General features: G+C 28.8%; 16 protein-coding genes. 9 read left to right on the top strand and 7 right to left on the bottom strand.

All coding sequences use genetic code 11. The features are described from left to right. The first annotated feature begins 82 nt into the window (after positions 1-82). The 3 genes from BLV71_RS03850 to BLV71_RS03840 are packed head-to-tail and all read left to right on the top strand — an operon-like array spanning position 83 to position 3,681. Positions 83-577 (top strand): GNAT family N-acetyltransferase, encoded by a 495-nt coding sequence (locus BLV71_RS03850; RefSeq protein ID WP_093869274.1) that lies wholly within the window; start codon positions 83-85, stop codon positions 575-577. Next, a complete protein-coding gene (locus BLV71_RS03845) occupies positions 564-1,811 on the top strand; it encodes an aspartate kinase (protein ID WP_093869273.1) in 1,248 nt (415 codons plus the stop codon). Before BLV71_RS03850 ends, BLV71_RS03845 begins: the two co-directional genes overlap by 14 nt. Positions 1,812-1,866: 55 nt before the next feature. Beyond that, complete coding sequence (locus BLV71_RS03840) at positions 1,867-3,681, top strand: GNAT family N-acyltransferase (RefSeq protein ID WP_093869272.1); 1,815 nt, start codon at positions 1,867-1,869, stop codon at positions 3,679-3,681. Positions 3,682-3,770: 89 nt separating this feature from the next. Here the strand turns inward: BLV71_RS03840 and BLV71_RS03835 are convergent, their stop codons facing one another. Then, entirely contained in the window at positions 3,771-4,223 is a 453-nt protein-coding gene (locus BLV71_RS03835) for a cation transporter (RefSeq protein ID WP_093869271.1), read from the bottom strand. 91 nt (positions 4,224-4,314) lie between these two features. Here BLV71_RS03835 and BLV71_RS03830 point away from each other — a divergent pair, with 91 nt between their 5' ends. After that, positions 4,315-5,187, top strand: a complete 873-nt coding sequence (locus BLV71_RS03830) for a DMT family transporter (protein ID WP_093869270.1) — start codon at positions 4,315-4,317, stop codon at positions 5,185-5,187. Between the two features lie 56 nt (positions 5,188-5,243). On the opposite strand, the gene BLV71_RS03825 is transcribed toward BLV71_RS03830, so the two are convergent. Together BLV71_RS03825 and BLV71_RS03820 are read right to left on the bottom strand one after the other, a co-directional pair. Continuing rightward, a complete protein-coding gene (locus tag BLV71_RS03825; RefSeq protein ID WP_093871949.1) occupies positions 5,244-7,289 on the bottom strand; it encodes an insulinase family protein in 2,046 nt (681 codons plus the stop codon). A 19-nt stretch (positions 7,290-7,308) separates the two neighbouring features. Next, a complete protein-coding gene (locus BLV71_RS03820; protein WP_093869269.1) occupies positions 7,309-8,631 on the bottom strand; it encodes a M16 family metallopeptidase in 1,323 nt (440 codons plus the stop codon). 208 nt (positions 8,632-8,839) lie between these two features. Between BLV71_RS03820 and rplU the strand changes: the two genes are divergently transcribed. The 5 genes from rplU to BLV71_RS03795 all read left to right on the top strand — a co-directional run bounded on the left by rplU (position 8,840) and on the right by BLV71_RS03795 (position 11,546). Continuing rightward, positions 8,840-9,325: a 50S ribosomal protein L21 gene (gene rplU / locus BLV71_RS03815; RefSeq protein WP_093871948.1), complete on the top strand. Its 486-nt coding sequence runs from the start codon at positions 8,840-8,842 to the stop codon at positions 9,323-9,325. 21 nt (positions 9,326-9,346) lie between these two features. Continuing rightward, positions 9,347-9,607: a 50S ribosomal protein L27 gene (gene rpmA / locus BLV71_RS03810; protein ID WP_093869268.1), complete on the top strand. Its 261-nt coding sequence runs from the start codon at positions 9,347-9,349 to the stop codon at positions 9,605-9,607. Between the two features lie 368 nt (positions 9,608-9,975). Further along, positions 9,976-10,347: a Fur family transcriptional regulator gene (locus BLV71_RS03805; RefSeq protein ID WP_093869267.1), complete on the top strand. Its 372-nt coding sequence runs from the start codon at positions 9,976-9,978 to the stop codon at positions 10,345-10,347. Between the two features lie 71 nt (positions 10,348-10,418). Then, a complete protein-coding gene (locus BLV71_RS03800) occupies positions 10,419-11,012 on the top strand; it encodes a TetR/AcrR family transcriptional regulator (RefSeq protein ID WP_233487133.1) in 594 nt (197 codons plus the stop codon). A 51-nt stretch (positions 11,013-11,063) separates the two neighbouring features. Beyond that, positions 11,064-11,546 (top strand): acyl-CoA thioesterase, encoded by a 483-nt coding sequence (locus tag BLV71_RS03795; protein WP_093869266.1) that lies wholly within the window; start codon positions 11,064-11,066, stop codon positions 11,544-11,546. 81 nt (positions 11,547-11,627) lie between these two features. Here the strand turns inward: BLV71_RS03795 and BLV71_RS03790 are convergent, their stop codons facing one another. From BLV71_RS03790 to BLV71_RS03775, 4 genes are all read right to left on the bottom strand, one after another. Beyond that, a complete protein-coding gene (locus BLV71_RS03790; RefSeq protein WP_093869265.1) occupies positions 11,628-13,574 on the bottom strand; it encodes a DUF3857 domain-containing protein in 1,947 nt (648 codons plus the stop codon). Between the two features lie 78 nt (positions 13,575-13,652). Further along, a complete protein-coding gene (locus BLV71_RS03785) occupies positions 13,653-15,905 on the bottom strand; it encodes an inorganic phosphate transporter (protein ID WP_093869264.1) in 2,253 nt (750 codons plus the stop codon). Between the two features lie 73 nt (positions 15,906-15,978). Beyond that, entirely contained in the window at positions 15,979-17,181 is a 1,203-nt protein-coding gene (locus BLV71_RS03780) for a porin (RefSeq protein WP_093869263.1), read from the bottom strand. A gap of 101 nt (positions 17,182-17,282) precedes the next feature. Then, positions 17,283-18,167: a metallophosphoesterase gene (locus BLV71_RS03775; protein ID WP_093869262.1), complete on the bottom strand. Its 885-nt coding sequence runs from the start codon at positions 18,165-18,167 to the stop codon at positions 17,283-17,285. Between the last annotated feature and the right edge of the window lie 30 nt (positions 18,168-18,197).

The raw sequence follows: 18,197 nt of genomic DNA, 5'->3' as shown, positions 1-18,197 counted from the left end.
ACAAAAAAAATTGATATGTTTTAATTTTTAGGTTTATTTTAAAGCATAACTTTTCAAAGTATCTTTACAAAAAATACTAATTATGAGTTTTATTATTAGAAAAGGAGAAGCAAAAGATGTTAAGGCAATTCTTGAGTTGATTATTGAATTAGCTGTTTTTGAGAAATTACCAAATGAAGTTGAGGTAACTGAAGAAGAGTTATTAAATGATGGTTTTTCAAGTAATCCTAAGTTTAAAACATTTGTGGCTGAAGAAAAAGATGGTAGTATTATAGGAATGGCACTTTTTTATGAACGCTATTCAACATGGAAAGGGAAAACAATACATTTAGAAGATTTAATGGTAACTCAAAGAAAAAGAGGAGTTGGTGCAGGAAAAGCTTTGTATACTGAAGTTTTAAGATTTGCACATGATTTTGGATATAAAAGAGTTGCATGGGAAGTGTTAGACTGGAATAAGAATGCAATTAACTTTTACGAAAGCACTGGGGCCAAAATATTAGATGGTTGGCAAGTTGTACAGATGAAAGAAAACAAATTAAGAGAGTTTATATATAATAGTAATGAGAGTATTTAAATTTGGAGGAGCATCAGTTAAAGATGCAGATGCTGTAAAAAATGTAGCAAGAGTTTTACAACATGAAGGTACAAAAAATACATTGGTAGTAATATCAGCAATGGGCAAAATGACTAATGCTTTTGAAGCCCTAATTAATGCTTACTATTATAAACAAGATGATTTAAATGAAGCTTTTACTTTTGTAAGAGACTTTCATTATAATATGTTGCAAGGATTGTTTACTAATAAACAAGCAAGTGTCTATAGTAAAGTAATCAATTTGTTTGGTGAATTGAGCGGTTTCATGGCACAAAATAACTCAGTAAACTATAATTATGTTTACGATCAAATGGTTGGCTATGGTGAATTATTATCAACAACTATTGTAAGCGAATATTTAAAAAGCATAGGGGTTCTTAATAAATGGATTGATGTTAGAAGCCTTATTAAAACAGATTCTAATTATAGAGATGCTAAAGTTAATTGGGAAAATACAGAAGACATAATTCAAAAAAATATAGACACTAATACATTAAATATTACTCAAGGTTTTTTAGGAGGTTGTAATAATGAAACTACAACTTTAGGAAGAGAAGGATCAGATTATACTGCGGGTATTTTTGCGTATTGCTTAAACGCTAAAAGTGTAACTATATGGAAGGATGTAGATGGGGTTTTGAATGCTGATCCAAGAGTATTTAATGAAACAAGGTTGTTGGAAGAGATATCTTATACCGAAGCTATAGAAATGGCTTTTTATGGGGCATCAGTTATTCATCCTAAAACGATTCAACCTTTAGAGAAAAAAAATATTCCTCTTTATGTACGGTCTTTTGACGATTTAAATAAAAAAGGAACCAAAGTAAGTAAAGGAGTTTTACTAAACCCTTTAACTTCTTGCTTTATAGTTAAAAAGGATCAAATTCTGATTTCAGTTTCTGCTAAAGATTTTTCTTTTATGGTAGAAGAAAATATTAGCTATATTTTTAAAAAATTACATGAACATAAACTGAAAGTAAACTTAATTCAGAATTCAGCTCTAAGCTTTTCTGTATGTGTAGATGATAAATATAATAACTTTGAGAAGTTCTACAACGAGCTTCAAGAAATGTATTTAATAAAACCATATAAGAATGTAACATTATATACGATTAGGCATTTTAATGATGAAGCAATCAATTCTATTAGAGAAAAAGGAGAAGCAATAATTCGTCAAATAAATACAGAAACTGCTCAGTTGGTTATAAGATAGCTGAAAATTGTGTTCTATTTTTTCGTACCTTTGCATTTATGCCAAATAGAAATTAATGGGATTAGTTACATCTAAAGAAATTGCTAAAATTGTAGGAGTTGAGAAGCTTGGTGTTGTAGGAACTTTTATAGGTTGGTTATTAATCAGGATCTTACGAATTTCAGCAATCAACAAAATATATAATAATAATAAGGATAAATCCGATTTAAGCTTTTTAAATGGGGTATTAGACGATTGTAAAATAGAGTTTGAGATACCAGAAGAAGATTTAAAAAGGATACCTAAAGATGGTTCTTTTATTACAATATCTAATCATCCATTAGGAGGTATAGATGGTGTTTTATTATTAAAACTATTAATTGAAAAGAGAGCTGATTACAAAATAATAGCTAATTTTTTATTACACAGAATTGAGCCATTAAAACCGTATGTAATGCCAGTAAATCCTTTTGAAAATCATAAGGATGCTAAGTCAAGTGTAGCTGGTATAAAAAGTGCGTTACTTCATTTAAAAGAAGGGAAACCTTTAGGGATTTTTCCTGCAGGAGAGGTTTCTACATATAAAGATGGTAAATTAATGGTTGATAAACCATGGGAAGATGGAGCTGTACGTTTAATAAAAAAGGCAAAAGTTCCTGTGATTCCTATTTATTTTCATGCCAAAAATAGTAGATTCTTTTACATTCTATCTAAAATTAGTGGAACTTTACGAAGTGCAAAGCTTCCTTCAGAGGTGATTTCACAAAAAAATAGAGTTATAAAAGTACGTATAGGAAAGCCTATTTCTGTAAAAGACCAAGAACAATATAAGGATACACCTTCCTTTTATGAGTTTATAAGGAAAAAAACCTATATGCTTGCTAACCCTTTTGAAAAGGCTCCGCAAAAAATACTGTCAACACAAAATTTAAAAATACCTAAAAAAGCAAAAAAAATAACATCTCAAAGATCTTCTGATTTATTTGTAAAAGAAGTTGATAAGTTAAGAGGTGAAGGTAAACGATTACTTTCGAGTAAAAATTATGAAGTATTTTTTGCAAATGCTAAAGAAATACCTAATATTTTACATGAGGTTGGAAGATTAAGAGAAATTACTTTTAGAGATGTAGGAGAAGGAACGAACAAACCGATTGATTTAGATAAGTTTGATAGGTATTATTATCACCTTTTCTTATGGGATAGTGAAAAAAATGAACTTGTAGGTGCCTACAGAATGGGGTTAGGTAAAGATATTTTTAAAAAATATGGGATTAATGGTTTTTATATTCAAACATTGTTTAGAATTGAACCAGAGCTTCATTCTATGATGCAAAGTACTATTGAATTAGGTAGAGCATTTATTTCAAAAAAATACCAACAAAAACCAATGCCTTTGTTTTTATTATGGAAAGGAATTGTGCATGTAACTTTACGTTATCCTAAGTATAAATACTTAATGGGTGGAGTTAGTATTAGTAATCAATTTTCTGAATTCTCTAAATCTTTAATGATTGAATTTATGAAGTCGCATTACTACGATCCTTATGTGGCTCAATATATTCACCCCAAAAAAGAATTTAAGGTTAAGTTAAAAGATGCTGATAAAGATTTTGTATTTGATGCAACTGAAGCAGATATGCAAAAATTTGATAAAATTATAGATGAAATTGAACCAGGTGCACTTAGAATTCCTGTTTTGATAAAGAAATATGTGAAGCAAAATGCTCGTTTGGTAGCGTTTAATGTTGATCCTAAGTTTAACAACGCAATAGATGGGTTAATGTATATTAAAGTTGCTGATATTCCAGATAGTACTGTAAAGCCAGTAATGGAAGAATTTCAAGCTGAGTTAGAAAGAAGAGCCACTGAAAACGCTAATAAAATAGTTTAGTTATAGATATCAACTCTTATAATATTAGATAAAATAAAACCTCGAAAAATTAATTTTTCGAGGTTTTATTTTAAGTTGAAAAAGGTTAATTATGCTTTATCGCAACATTCTTTTTTACAATCAGTCATACAAGCTTTTTTTGCTGTCTCGTTTTTCTCAGTACAGTCTTTTTTACAATCTTTCTTGCAAGCTTCTTTAACTCCTGCTTCAGATGTTTTATAAGTATTACCATCAGCAATACCATCAATAAAAGCAATTAAGTCTTTTTTATTTGTTTTAGCAGCATCATACTTTACAACAGCGGTACTATCATTAAAAATAACTTCAGCGTTAATAACACCTTCTTTTTTTGATAACTTAGAGGCGATTGTTTTAGCGCAACCAATTTCACATGTCATACCAGAAATATTAAAACTAGCTTCCTCAACTTTTTTTGCTATTTCTTCTTTTTTATTAGAATTGTCTTTTTTTGCTTCATTTTTACAGCTAACAGCTAAAAAACTAATTAAAGCAAATACAAATATTATTTTTTGAATTTTCATTGTTTTTAATTATAGGATTATACTGCAAATTTATTAATAAATTCATTTTTATGCGTATAAAAGTCGATTTTTGTGTATAAATTGATTCAAAATGGGGAACCAAAAACAAAAATGGTTGTATTTATTGTTACTTTCTCTTATATGGGGAAGTTCATTTATTTTAATGAAAAAAGCATTAATAGGGCTAACACCCATTCAATTGGGTGCTTTACGTATAGTAATTACGGCGTTTTTTTTGATTTTAATAGGGTTTAATACATTAAAAACTATTGAAAAGAACCAGTGGAAATGGGTTTTGCTAAGTGCTTTATTGGGTACTTTTTTTCCTTCGTTTTTGTATGCATATGCAATTTTTGGGATTGACAGTTCTATAGCATCGATTTTAAATTCAATAACACCATTTAATGCATTATGGGTTGGAGCAGTTTTTTTTAGTTTTTCGTTTAGGAAAAATCAATTATTAGGTATCCTAATTGGTCTTATAGGTACGGTTACTTTAATTGTAAAAGGAGCAACTTTAAATCCGGATCAAAACTATTGGTATGCTTTATTACCAGTTTTATCTTCATTTGGATATGCCTTTAATGTAAATATTATAAAAAAGTATTTACAAGATTTAGATGCTTTGGCAATAACTACTGGGAATTTTATTTTAATAATTATTCCAGCATTTTTAGTGCTCGTTTTTTCTGGTTTTTTTACATCGTTTGAACTAAATACTGAAACGAAACCCGCTTTAATGTATATTTTTATTTTAGCAATAGTTGGAACAGGTGTAGCTAAAATAATATTTAATAGACTTATTCAAATCTCATCTCCTATATTTTCAACATCTGTAACTTACTTAATACCAATAGTTGCAGTTGTTTGGGGTATTATTGATAATGAAGAGTTAAGTTTAATTCAGCTTTTAGCTGGTATTGTTATTTTATTTGGAGTGTATTTAGTGAATAAGAAAAAATAAAAGAGCCAAAGTATTGTATTACTTTGACTCTTTATGTTATTTTTATTTAAGTAATTTTATTTAAAATCAGCGTCAGAAACACCTTCATTTATTTTTACTTCTTTGGTAATGAATTCCATTTTCATAGGTCCCATGGTTTGAATCATTTTATGAGGGAATTTTATTCCATTTACCTCTTTATAATCTGAGTAAAGTACAGGGACTTTCATTTCCCCTTGAGGTCCTTTTACAGTTTTAACCTCTTTAAGTTTAAAACCAGTTTTCATATCATAAAATATTTCACTCTTACCAGATTTAATAACGTAAGCATTTTTCCCGTCAATAGGTTCAATTCTATCTAATTTCCCGTTTCTGTATGCTTCATCTGAAAAAGGAGCAGAGGTGTTTTTAACTTCGTCTAAGCTTTCACCTGATAACTCTTTTCTTTGTCCACGAGCTTCCTGGTATCCTTTCGTACCATCAAAAACAATTTTTTGCATAGTATTACCCATCATTGAAACTAATGTTAATGATTTATTAGGTGCTGCTGTTTTTTGAACTAAATTTAATTTCATCCCTTGAACTGTAGCATCTGAACTTAATTTTAAAGTTTTTACCGTTGCTATTTTATCTTTACCTCCAATTGCTTTATAATAATTATCTATTACTGTAGAAGTACTAACTCCACTAGGTATAGGTAAGCTCATTGCAGGTTTAGTTGTTGGGTTTCCATTTTTATCAAAATAGTTTATTTTGTAATCTCCTTTTTCAAGATTCTTTAAAACATCTATCCCTTTACCTGTAATTACAATTCTAGCTTTATTTGCTTTAAAATATTTAATAGCAGCTTTTTGAACATCATCAAGAGTTACTGCATTTATGTTGGTTAAATAGTTTTTATAATAATCTTTAGATAAATTATTTTGTAAAATATTTAATGCATAGTTAGCAACTGTACTCGGTCTTTCAACAGCTTTTACAAAATTACCTAAGTATTTAGCTTTTGCAATATCTAGTTCTTTTTGAGTAGCTTTTTGATAACGAATCTTATTGATTTCTTTCATAGTTTCAACAATAGCACTATCAGTAACCATATTCCTAACAGAAGCTGAAGCTTTAAATCTGCTAGCATATCTACTAGCTCCAATACGAGAGTATGCACCATAAGTGTACCCTTTGTCTTCTCTAAGGTTCTTGTATAGTCTACCAGTACCACCACCACCAAGAATTTGGTTAGCTAATAAAGCAGCATAAAAATCTTTATCACCCATTTTTAAATCAACAGTATTAACTATTGCTACTTCTGATTGTACAGCGTTTGGCATGTTGATGAAATTAATTTCTGTAGTTTCTACATTTTTAACTTCAGGTAAGCTTTTAAAAGCCATTTCTCCTTTTTTCCATTTACCAAATAATGAAGTAATTTGTTTTTTTATTGAACGAAAATCAACATCACCAATTACAACTAAATAAGCATTGTTTGGTTTAAATACTTTAGAATATAAACTTTTAACATCTTGTAATTTTATATTTTTAAGTGTTTCTTCTGAAGTAAATTCTCCATAAGGATGACTTTTACCATAAGTAAGCAATCTTTCAACTCTACCTGCTATTGCAGTAACACTCTTGTCATTAGATTTAATACCATCAAGAGATTGTTTCATTTGTTTGTCAAACTCCTCTTGTGTAAAAACTGGGTTAAAAGCAGCATCAGCCATTAATTTTAAAACTTCAGGAAAATATTTTGATAAAGAACTTGCAAAAGCACTCTCCGAACCAAAAGAAATTCTAGCCCCTAAATAATCTACTTTTTTATCAAAATTTTCTTTTGACATATTAGTAGTACCAGTACCTAACATGCCACCAACAAAACCTTCAACACCAGCTTTGCTTCCATGAGCCATAGGTGGGTTGTCAATGTCTAATGTTACAGAAACTCTAGGTAGTTTATGATTCTCAACAACTAAAACCTGTAAACCATTCTTTAAAGTGAATTTCTTTGGCTTACCTAAGTTTATCTTTGGAGCTGGTCCAGATTCTGGCATTTTTGTTCTATCAATTTGAGCAGAAATACTCATTGATAAGAATAAAAATGTGATAATTGAATATATCTTTGTCTTCATTTTTCTTATTTTAATTTGATTATTTCTTTTTAGATGTAGGTAAGTAGTCAATTACAACACGTCTGCTTTTTGCTAAATATTTTTTAGCTACTGCTCTAATTTCTTCTTTTGTAATAGAATTAATGATTTCTAATTCATTATTAATTCTATGCGTATCTCCCATTAACATATAGTTGCTAGCTAAAGAAGAAGCAATACCTTGTACACTTGAATTAGATGATACAAAACGGTTTTCAAATTTGTTTCTTACTTTTTGTAAATCTTCATCAGAAATTAGTTCAGTTTGTAATTTTAAAATTTCTTCATCCATTTCCTTAATTAAATCATCTAAAGAATTTTTACCTAAAGGAATTGCACCAATTGTATAAACACTATAATCAACCATTGCTCTACCAAAAGAGAAAACGGCTAAAGCTTTCTTTTTGTTTTCTACCAATTTTTTCTGAAGCCTTGAGCTTTTACCATCACTTAAAATTGTTGAAATAACATCTAAAACTTTAGCTTCCCTATCTCTCATAGAAGGAGTTTTATGCATTAAAACAACAGCAGGTAATTGAATGTTAGAATCGTATTCAGTAACTCTTTTTTCTTTAGTTCTTTCTGGTTCAATTATTTTAACTCTTTTAGGTAGAGTTCTTGAAGGAATTGTTCCGAAATAACTTTTTATTAAAGATTTAGCTTCTTTCTTTTGAAAATCTCCAGCTAAAACTAAAACAGCATTGTTTGGCATATACCATTTGTCATAAAAAGCTTTAAACTCTTCTAATTTAGCATTGTCTAGATCTTTAATAAAACCAATTAAAGGTCTACCATAGTTATGTTTGTCAAACAAATGCTTATACACCATTCCGTATTGAATTTTACCATACGGAGCATTGTCCATTCGTTGTCTTTTTTCTTCTTTTACAACTTCATTTTGTGTGTCAACAGCTTTTTGATCTACAATAGGATGTAATAACCTTTCTGATTCCATCCATAAAGCTAGTTTTAACTCGTTAGAAGGAAACGTTTCATAATAGTTTGTTCTATCCCAGTTGGTTGTTGCATTTCCACTACCTCCTCTTGAAGATTGAATTTCACTCCATTTTCCTCGAGGAATATTTTGAGTTCCTGTAAATAATAAGTGCTCATAGAAATGTGCCATTCCTGTTTTTCCATCAACTTCATCCTTTGAACCAACGTTATACAAAACTTCTAAAGCTATTACTGGAGCTGAATTGTCTTGATGTAAAATAACATGTAATCCGTTGCTTAAATCGTACTCTTCAAATTCAACCTTTTGTGCATTAGCTGATAAGCCAACAAACAAAACAGTTACAAGAGTTATAATATTTTTCCTCATTGATAAATTGTTTAATTTTTAATTGATTTGCCCTATGTGACGTGAAAGTATTTGTTTTGTTACATTAAAAGTTGAAAAATAATACATTTTTAATTAAATTAGAATTAATTTTCTGAGTTGTAGATTGTTTGTTGTTATAAAAACTGTATATTTGCACCCGCATTTTCGTTAAGAAAGTGCTATAATGTATAAACGCAAAACAAAAAGTATGTACGCAATCGTAGAGATAGCAGGGCAACAATTTAAAGTAGCAAAAGACCAAAAAGTTTACGTTCACCGTTTACAAGAAGCAGAAGGATCAAAAGTAACTTTTGATAAAGTAATGCTTGTTGAAGACAAAGGAAATGTAACTATTGGCGCCCCAGCTATAGAAGGTGCAGGAGTAACTGCAAAAATTCTAGGTCACTTAAAAGGTGATAAAGTAATCGTTTTCAAGAAAAAAAGAAGAAAAGGTTACAAGAAGAAAAATGGACACAGACAGTATTTAACTGAAATTCAAATTGAAGGAATTTCTGCTTCTGGTGTTAAGAAGGCAGCTGCTAAAAAAGAAGCTCCTAAGGTAGAAGTTAAGGAAGAATCAAATGATTTAAGTTCTAAAACTGTAGCAGAATTAAAAGCTTTAGCTAAAGATAAAGGTATCACAGGATATACTTCTTTAAAGAAAGCTGAATTAATTGAAGCATTAAGTAAATAATAACTTTAAAAACTTACAAAGATGGCTCATAAAAAAGGTGTCGGTAGTTCGAAGAATGGTCGTGAATCAGAATCGAAACGATTAGGAGTAAAGATTTTTGGAGGACAAGCTGCTATAGCAGGTAATATTATTGTTCGTCAAAGAGGAACTCAACACAATCCAGGTGAAAATGTATATATGGGAAAAGACCATACATTACATGCTAGAGTAGATGGAGTTGTGAAATTTCAAAAGAAAAGAGATAATAGATCTTATGTTTCTATAGAGCCTTTTGAGGCATAGACATATAGATTTTATATGATTTTTAAAAACTGTCTGAAAAGGCAGTTTTTTTTATGCTTTAACATTTTTTTAACACTAAAACCATTCTTCTGTCTTATATTTGCAACTATGTTGCATTTATTTGTTGTTTATGCAATTGATTTAAATAAAGAATTATTAAAAATAGGCTGATTACCTATAGATTAACTAGCCTCGGGTTTGGGGTTAATCAAATTTTTTATTGTTTAGAAAGTAGGTGTCAATTTTTGACACCTTTTTCTATTAAACAAGTTTTAAATTCATTCTACAATTGAGTTTTTTAAAAGAGCGATAGATTTGTTATTTTTGTTTGATTATTATTGGTAGTTTTAACAAATTAATTTATTCAAATGAGAAATACCGTTTCCTTACAAGCAATTAAATCTTATGTTATTGATAAAAATGGAGCAGTAAGTGCTGTGGAATTGGTAGAGTATTTTAAAAATAGGTTTAATAAAACTACAATTTATAGAGTATTAGCTAGGCTAGAAGAACAAGGTGAAGTACATTCTGTTATAGGAAAAGATGCGAATACTTATTATGCAACATGTCACTCTACTTGTTCTAAAGAAAGTCATAATGATAATCATGTACACAGGCAATGCAAAAAATGTGGAGAATTGTCATGCGTTGAAATAGAAATGAGAGCACCGACTTCTAATGATTTTATAATAGAAGAAACTAAAATTCTTTTAATAGGCGTTTGTAAAAATTGTCAATAAATATACTTGAAATATAAAAATATACCGATTGGTTTATTTTTACTATCTTTACTTCATAAATTTTCAATTGAGTGTCTAAATCAGAAAAAACCAAAGCATTTATTATAGAAACTGTAGCTCCTATTTTCAATAAAAATGGATATTCAGCAATGAGTTTATCTAAAATAACTGAAGCTACAGGATTAACTAAGGGAGCTATTTATGGGCATTTTCAAAATAAAGAAGAGCTGGCAATTGATGCCTTTCGTTATTCTGTAAGGAGAGTTTTGAAAGATTTAAACAAAGAGGTTTCTTTAGGTAAAAGACCTATAGATAAACTATTACGGATTGCATCTTTTTACGAAACATATTATCAATATAATAAAGAATTTGGTGGATGTCCAATTTTAAATATAGGAGTAGACTCTAATAACCAAAATACTGGTATTGCTGATTTAGTGCGTTTTTATAATCATAAAATTTTAAATCAATTTTCTCTTTTAATAGATACAGCAAAGCACGCAAATGAGATAAAAAAATCTATTAATAGTTTAGTATTAGCAAAACGTTTTTTTTATATGATTGAAGGTGCAGTATATATGTCGCATATAATGAAAGATGAGAGTTACCTTATTGATGTGTCAGAAACTATGAAATTAATTATAAACCAAGATTTAAAGCTATAACTATTTTTTTAACCAAAAATATACCGATTGGTATATTTAAAAATAAACATTATGAATTTAACTAAAGTATTAGAAAGTAAAACGAAAATTAGATTTCAAGATTGTGATCCATTCAATCATTTAAATAATGGTGCTTATTTTAATTATCTTATTAATGCTAGAGAAGATCAATTAATAGCTAACTATAATTTAGATATTTATAAACATGGAAAAGAAACTGGTAAAAGTTGGGTTGTTGGATCTCATCAAATAGCTTATTTAAAACCAGCTACTTTAATGGAAACTGTTACAATTGATTCACAATTAATTAAATATGGGAATAAAAATTTATTGGTTGAGATAAGAATGTGGAATGAAACCAAAACTGAGTTAAAAGCAATACTATGGAGTTCGTTTGTGTACTTTAATTTGTTAAAACTTTCATCTGAAAAACATTCAGATGATTTATTAGCGCTTTTTGAAAATGTTGTTTTACCTGTTGATCAATTTAACTTTGAAGAAAGAGTACAAAGTTTTCGATTTCAAAAAGTGTAGCAAAAACTCCATATTATAAACAGGAATGATTAAAAAGTCGCCTAAAAATAATTTTTAGGCGATATTTTATTCTAAAAAATGCTATTCTTTAACCATTTCTAAAATAACGTCTTGCGATTTTATAATATGATTGAAGAACTCTTTCAAAGCATGGTATTCTTGGCTAGTATATACACTTTTGTTTATGCTAATTTTACAAAATAAAGTCATAGTTGTGTTATAAACCTTAGTTGTAATTAAGTATTTACCACCATTATTGGGGAGTATTACTGTTTTATTATTTAATTCTTTTTTCAACTTATATCCTTCTGGAATTTGCATTGAAAAAATATAAGTATTTTCACTTGGGTAACCAAAATCTACTGGATAATCACGTTTTTTTAATTTAAATGGATTTCTAGTATGTTGAGTTATTAAAAAAGGATTAATGTAAAAAACACCATCTCTATATACGTCTTCTAAAGTAACAGTGTACGTTTCATTTAAGTTTTTAGCAACTTGATTTAAATTTTCAACTTTAAACGTGTCTACTTCTAAAAATGGATAGTTTGACTCAAATGATTCAATATATTCATCTTCACTTTTTGATTGTATACGCGCTCTCTTATTTACAGCATAATAACTTTTAGTACTTATTTTTATGCTTGCAGTAGTCTCTTCTTCACTAAGGTTTAGTTTTACTTTAATTGTTTTAAAAGCTTTGTTATTAAGCTTTATTGGTTCCCAAACACTCCCTTTTTTGAAGTTTAAAAGCCTTCCGTCACCGTTTAAAGCTTGAAACTGAACTAAACCAAAAGGCAATTGTTTTTTTGAAGCATCTAAATAATACTCCTTGTTATCAATTACAATTTTCACCAATAAATAATTAAACTCATTTATAACAGGATGCAATTTCGTTGGCATTGCTCTATCCCTTGTAGAAGTTAGAATTAAATAAGTTTCTATTTCAGCGGCTTTTAAAGAATTATATAAAGACAAGTTAATGTCAAAAATATTACCAAATTTATTCGTAAAAGCTTTTTTGATTCTCACTTTAGCTGAAGGCCAATAATCACCATTCCATGTGTAATGATTTTTAATAAAACTAAAAATAGCTTTTGCCTTATTTAACTCTGAAGTACTATTAAAAATAGTAGATGGTAATTGTTTTTTAAAATAATTTTTCTTCGAAGTTTGTTTGTCTAAAAAATTATTTTTTAATCTTTTGTCTGCATCTCTCCATGTTTTGGTGTATTTTTCTATTCCTTGACTTGGATGCCTGTATGATTCTAAATCAAAAACTAATCTAGATTTAAAATTTTTTGCACTTAGCATATGTTTTTCTTCTTTAAAGGCAGGAATATTTTCTATTCCATATGCTAATAAGGCACAAGCTCCTTTACCCATAGCAGGAATGTATACGCAGTTTTTATCAACATTAAATTGATTTGTAGTTAATGGTAAAAAACCGATTACTCTAATATTATATTTCCAGTTACCTAAAATAGAAGCTGTAAAATCACTTTTTACTTTAGGAATATCTGATTGAAATAACCAATCATCCATTTGTGAGTATGGAGTGGTTACGGAGTACACATATTCAATAATACTTCCTACTTTTAAAGCAGGCATTGTAAAGGTTATTTCCTTCCACTTTTCGTTGAGTTTTTTTGTGAAAATATTTTTACTAATTAAATGTGTTTTCTTAATTCTATCACCTTGATTTAAATTGTAAGTTATTCCTTTAATATGATGTACTTTTTCTTTACCATAACTTGGAATTCTTATGGTTGCTTTATTAAAACCAGCTTTTTTTAATATTTTAATTCTAAAATAATAATCAGTAGTTCTATTATAATCTCTTTTTTCATCTAGGTAATGGTTAGCATGTTCATATAAAACAATTGCATTAGCTGTTGAATCATTCTCATAACGTACCATTTTAAGTTCTTCAATAGAAGCGTTTCCTATTTTTGATGATTTCTTTTTTTGTGAAAAACAAATTAAAAAACTAAATAGTGAAATAATAATTAAGACTTTCTTTTTCATAATGTTTTCTTTTTTACAAAAAAACCTTGAGATTTTAGCCTCAAGGTTTTTATATTGGTAAATGTAAATATTTTATATTTAATTAACGCTCTTTGTACTTACATAAAACTCTTCATAAGTTTGTAATAAGCTCATAAGTCCAGAAACTAAATCTTGCGTCTCAATTAGAATACTAAAGTATAAAGTTGTATTCTTAGGACTTGTTTCATCTGTTCTAATGCGATCTACTTGTTTTTCAATTGAAGCCGATACTTCTTTTAATAACTCTCTTTTTTCATTAATTATATGCTCTAAATTATCAAAGCTCCTATTCTGAAATGTTGAACTAATATCCTCCAATAATCCAGATAATGTATTATCTATTGTTTTTAAATCTTTTAATTGACCTTTCTTAAGGTTTTTATGATTGTTATTTACGTGTTTATAAGTAGCTCTAGATATATAGCTAATAGATTGAGCAACATCCTGTAAATATCCTAAAATTAAAATATAAAACTTACTAGCTTGTACAGAGGTGTCATCTAATGATTTAATGAAATAAAACACTCCATCTTTTAAACTATCAATTTCATCATTTAATTTCGTAACATGTTTATCTGTTTTACGTAATTTAATTAAATCATGATTAGCAAGGTCGTTAACAACACTTGAATATAGTTTATTAATTCTATTAGCAACTCCAGCAATGTGGTCAGAACTTTCTTCAATTACTCCATTAATAGTAATTAATTCAGCACGTTCCATATGTACTTGTTTTTTCTCTTCTTTTGCTTTCTTTCTGTGAGACATAGTATTTCTTCCTATTAAAAGTGCTACGACTAATAATAAAACAGGAATCATAACTAAATCCCAACTAATTAAATAAGCAACTAATGCAGCGGCAACAAATGCAGTTATGGCAGTTAAAAACCAACCTCCAACAACATTAATTACACCAGCAACTCTATATACAGCACTTTCACGTCCCCAAGCTCTATCTGCTAAAGAAGTACCCATAGCTACCATAAAAGTTACATATGTTGTTGATAAAGGTAATTTCATAGAAGTAGCAATTGATATTAAAATTCCAGCTACTATTAAGTTAACTGATGCTCTTACTAAATCAAAAGCAGGCATTTCATACGTTTTATCTTTTGGAAGTTCTATTACAGGTTTTTGAAATTTAGTATCTACATAAGTCAACGTTTTTTTAGGAACAACAGCGCTAATACCAGCATTGATTCCCATAGCAATTCTTACAACTATTCTAGACATTGGATTAGGTTGGAATTTTTCATGACCTTCACCTTGTCTTGACAAGTCAATTCCTGTTTTAATTACATTTTGAGCTTTACTTGAAGTCCATAAAGTAACTACCATAATTCCTCCGGCTAATAATAATAACCAGACATTAGAAGGCACTTTTTTAGCTAAAACTCCCATTGAAAAGGCATCAGGAGCAAGTCCTGAAATTTGCCATTCTTGATAAGAATTCCATGCGGCAATTGGTACTCCAACAAAGTTTACTAAATCATTTCCTGAAAAAGCCATTGCTAAAGAAAAGGTACCTACTCCAATAATTAATTTTAAAACATTTATTTTAAAGAAGCTAATTAAAGCTTGAGAAATTAAACTCCAAACTAAAAAACTTCCTGTAATAATTAAAAAAGTGTTTCCTTCAATTAGATGTTTAATGTCTTTATAAAAAGGAGTTCCTTTCATTCCTTTTATAATAATAAAATAAGTAATAGCAGTAATAGCAAAACCTCCAAATAAAGCATTTATATAGTTTGCTCTTTTTTCAAAGTTGAAGGAATAAATTAGTCTAGAGAAAAACTGGACAATTGCTCCGACTGAAAAAGCTACGACGACGGATAGTAATATCCCTTTAATAATTTCAATCGCTTTTTTATGATTAATATAATTCCAAATGTCTGAAATTGATTGTGAGTCATTTGCAGATATTTTAATTAAAGAAATACAAACTGCAGCACCTAATAATTCAAATACAATAGAAACTGTAGTAGAGGTTGGCATTCCAAGCGAATTAAAGATATCTAATAAAAGTATATCTGTAATCATCACAGCCATAAAAATAATCATGATATCTTGAAACATGAACATACTAGGATTGAATATCCCTTTACGTGCTACTTCCATCATACCACTAGAAGTTATGGCTCCAAAAAAGACACCTATACTAGCAATTATCATTATATTTCTAACTTTAATTGCCTTTGAACCAATTGCAGAGTTTAAGAAGTTAACAGCATCGTTACTAACTCCAACTATTAAATCTACAACAGCTAAAACCGCTAAAGCGACCAACATTAAAATATATGGATCCCCCATTTTTTCATTTTTATTTAAGATTTGCAAATCTACAAACACTAAGAGGTGTTTGTGTTAGGTTTATGTTATTTTTTTAAAAGTGAATATCTAATTGTAATCTATACATTAATTCATTTGTTTTTCCAATAACATCTAAATAGCTAATATCAGTTTGTACTTTTAATTTATGACCTGCAATATATTTAGAAAGTCCAAGTGTATACTGGTTTTCTTGGGTTATTTGTGTTATCTTTTCATCTAAATTTATGGTTGTAAACCGTCCAGAAATTTCCCAGTTTTTAGAAAATAAATAACTTCCATGTAAATTCAGTCCACTACCTATTTGTACTTTATCACCTGTTAATGTTCCGTCAGAATTTTTTGCGAGAGGATTTTTTGCATCTCTAAAAGCATATTCTCCCATAAAAGAAATTCCTTTATATTTAAACATAGCATCTATAAAAATTGTAGAAATATTTGTTTTATAAAACCCGATATCATTTTTCATATAAGCACCCAAATTACTTTGAGTTTTTACAGCATCATTATTAAAATCATAGGTAGCACCTAAAACTAATTTAGGAGTTTTCTCTTTTATTAAATCTCTTCCTTTATCATCTTCTAAACTAGTAAATGAACCAAAAGGGAGTAGTTCTATTCTACTAGTATATTGATAACCGCCTAAATTACCTGTTGTAATGTTTCTACCTTCTCCCTGAGAAATTGATAAAACTTCTTTTATAATAAAGCTGTCAGATAATTTAAAATGATGTCTTAATTGAAACCCCATATCCCTATCAATATTAAACCTTACATTCAATAAAGACCTGTCTACTAACTGTAAATTTGCTGATGAAATTACACGCTCTATGTTTCCTGGAAGTTTTGTTTGACCAATCCATAATTCGAAATTTTTATAGAAATTCCATTTTACGACGGCGTCAAGAATATATCTAGGAGCGTTATTTGTATGTTCAGAGGCACCACCAATATCATTATTAGTAAGTCCTAGTTCCATTTTATATTTTAATTTAGGAGAAAAAGCAAAGCCATTAAATTTTAAACGAGCTCGTCTTACTAAAAAAGAAGAAGATGGTTTAGATAATCCGTTTGATGAAGAATTCCATTTAGCAATGGTTAAGAATTGCATTCGAGCTCCAACTTTCATACTCCAAGTACTATCTTGTCCAACAAGGTTAAAAAGACCATTTCCGAATTTTGGGGAGTTTTTTTCTTGAGCTTCTATACTTAATAATGTAAGAGCACTAAAAAAGGTAAATAATAATTTAACGTTCATTAACTTTTATATTGTTTAGCAACATTGGTCGTTATAAGTAATCAATACTAATGTAAATATAATGTTAAATCTGTGTTAAATGATTTTTCTTTAAAAAGTTTTTACAAATGTTTACTTAACATTTCTGGACCTTCTAAAACAGTTTTATTTATTTGCATTATACCATCGTTATTAGTTTGAACATGCCATTTTATAAGAGTAATTAAGTTGTTTTCAATTTCTAAACCAGTAATACATCTAGGATGAACACAGCTACCATCGTTAAAGTGAGGCAATTCATTAATAGAAGGGAATCTTGGACGGTGGGTATGACCAGTAACAATCATTTGATTGTCATTTTTTTTAATCCATTTTTCTAACCTTTTTTCTACTTTTATAAGTTCTCTGTGATTTTGGGCTGGACTAGTAGGGTCTTTTACTCCAATGACTTGTAGAGGCCTCCATAAAAAACGGACTAAAAAACGACTTAATTTCCAAAAACTATAGTTAAACCAATCAGCTTGATGCCCATGAAGAAGAAATATAGATCGGTTATTTTCTGTTTCAAGCCTAATTGCTTCAGAGAATGAAGCTCCAATCATGAGTTCTTTTTCTTTATCATCAGTTGTATCATAGTAATAATGTAAATTCTTTACTATATTTTTAGGATTTCTGTATTCCATATCATGGTTCCCCCAGATAAAATGTAGTCTTTTATCTTCATGAAAACGCTTTAATAATAAGTAAACATCTTTATTAGCATTAAAAATAGCATCAAATTTATTTTCCCATAACTCATCTCCATCACCCAACTCAATGTAAGTAAAGTTTTCTTTTAAGTAATGAGATAATGCGTAATGATAAATTTTTCTGTTATGAGAAAAATCATCTGCAAAACTATTATCACCTCTATGACAATCAGAAAATAATATGTATTTAGATTGCTCAGATAATTTTAATTTCTTGGCATTTTTAAATGCCTTAGTTATTCTAGTATTAGAAAACATAAACTATTTTTTACATGATAAATATCTATA

The sequence above is a fragment of the Tenacibaculum sp. MAR_2010_89 genome (assembly GCF_900105985.1).
GTDB classification, from domain to species: domain Bacteria; phylum Bacteroidota; class Bacteroidia; order Flavobacteriales; family Flavobacteriaceae; genus Polaribacter; species Polaribacter halocynthiae.
Note: the sequence above shows the minus strand (reverse complement) of the source record. Positions and strands in the feature narration are given on the sequence as shown.

Bases quoted from the DNA above. Each gene is read 5' to 3' on its own strand.
- BLV71_RS03850 (WP_093869274.1), top strand. From the start codon at position 83: ATGAGTTTTATTATTAGAAAAGGAGAAGCAAAAGATGTTAAGGCAATT.
- BLV71_RS03845 (WP_093869273.1), top strand. From the start codon at position 564: ATGAGAGTATTTAAATTTGGAGGAGCATCAGTTAAAGATGCAGATGCT.
- BLV71_RS03840 (WP_093869272.1), top strand. From the start codon at position 1,867: ATGGGATTAGTTACATCTAAAGAAATTGCTAAAATTGTAGGAGTTGAG.
- BLV71_RS03835 (WP_093869271.1), bottom strand. From the start codon at position 4,223: ATGAAAATTCAAAAAATAATATTTGTATTTGCTTTAATTAGTTTTTTA.
- BLV71_RS03830 (WP_093869270.1), top strand. From the start codon at position 4,315: ATGGGGAACCAAAAACAAAAATGGTTGTATTTATTGTTACTTTCTCTT.
- BLV71_RS03825 (WP_093871949.1), bottom strand. From the start codon at position 7,289: ATGAAGACAAAGATATATTCAATTATCACATTTTTATTCTTATCAATG.
- BLV71_RS03820 (WP_093869269.1), bottom strand. From the start codon at position 8,631: ATGAGGAAAAATATTATAACTCTTGTAACTGTTTTGTTTGTTGGCTTA.
- rplU (WP_093871948.1), top strand. From the start codon at position 8,840: ATGTACGCAATCGTAGAGATAGCAGGGCAACAATTTAAAGTAGCAAAA.
- rpmA (WP_093869268.1), top strand. From the start codon at position 9,347: ATGGCTCATAAAAAAGGTGTCGGTAGTTCGAAGAATGGTCGTGAATCA.
- BLV71_RS03805 (WP_093869267.1), top strand. From the start codon at position 9,976: ATGAGAAATACCGTTTCCTTACAAGCAATTAAATCTTATGTTATTGAT.
- BLV71_RS03795 (WP_093869266.1), top strand. From the start codon at position 11,064: ATGAATTTAACTAAAGTATTAGAAAGTAAAACGAAAATTAGATTTCAA.
- BLV71_RS03790 (WP_093869265.1), bottom strand. From the start codon at position 13,574: ATGAAAAAGAAAGTCTTAATTATTATTTCACTATTTAGTTTTTTAATT.
- BLV71_RS03785 (WP_093869264.1), bottom strand. From the start codon at position 15,905: ATGGGGGATCCATATATTTTAATGTTGGTCGCTTTAGCGGTTTTAGCT.
- BLV71_RS03780 (WP_093869263.1), bottom strand. From the start codon at position 17,181: ATGAACGTTAAATTATTATTTACCTTTTTTAGTGCTCTTACATTATTA.
- BLV71_RS03775 (WP_093869262.1), bottom strand. From the start codon at position 18,167: ATGTTTTCTAATACTAGAATAACTAAGGCATTTAAAAATGCCAAGAAA.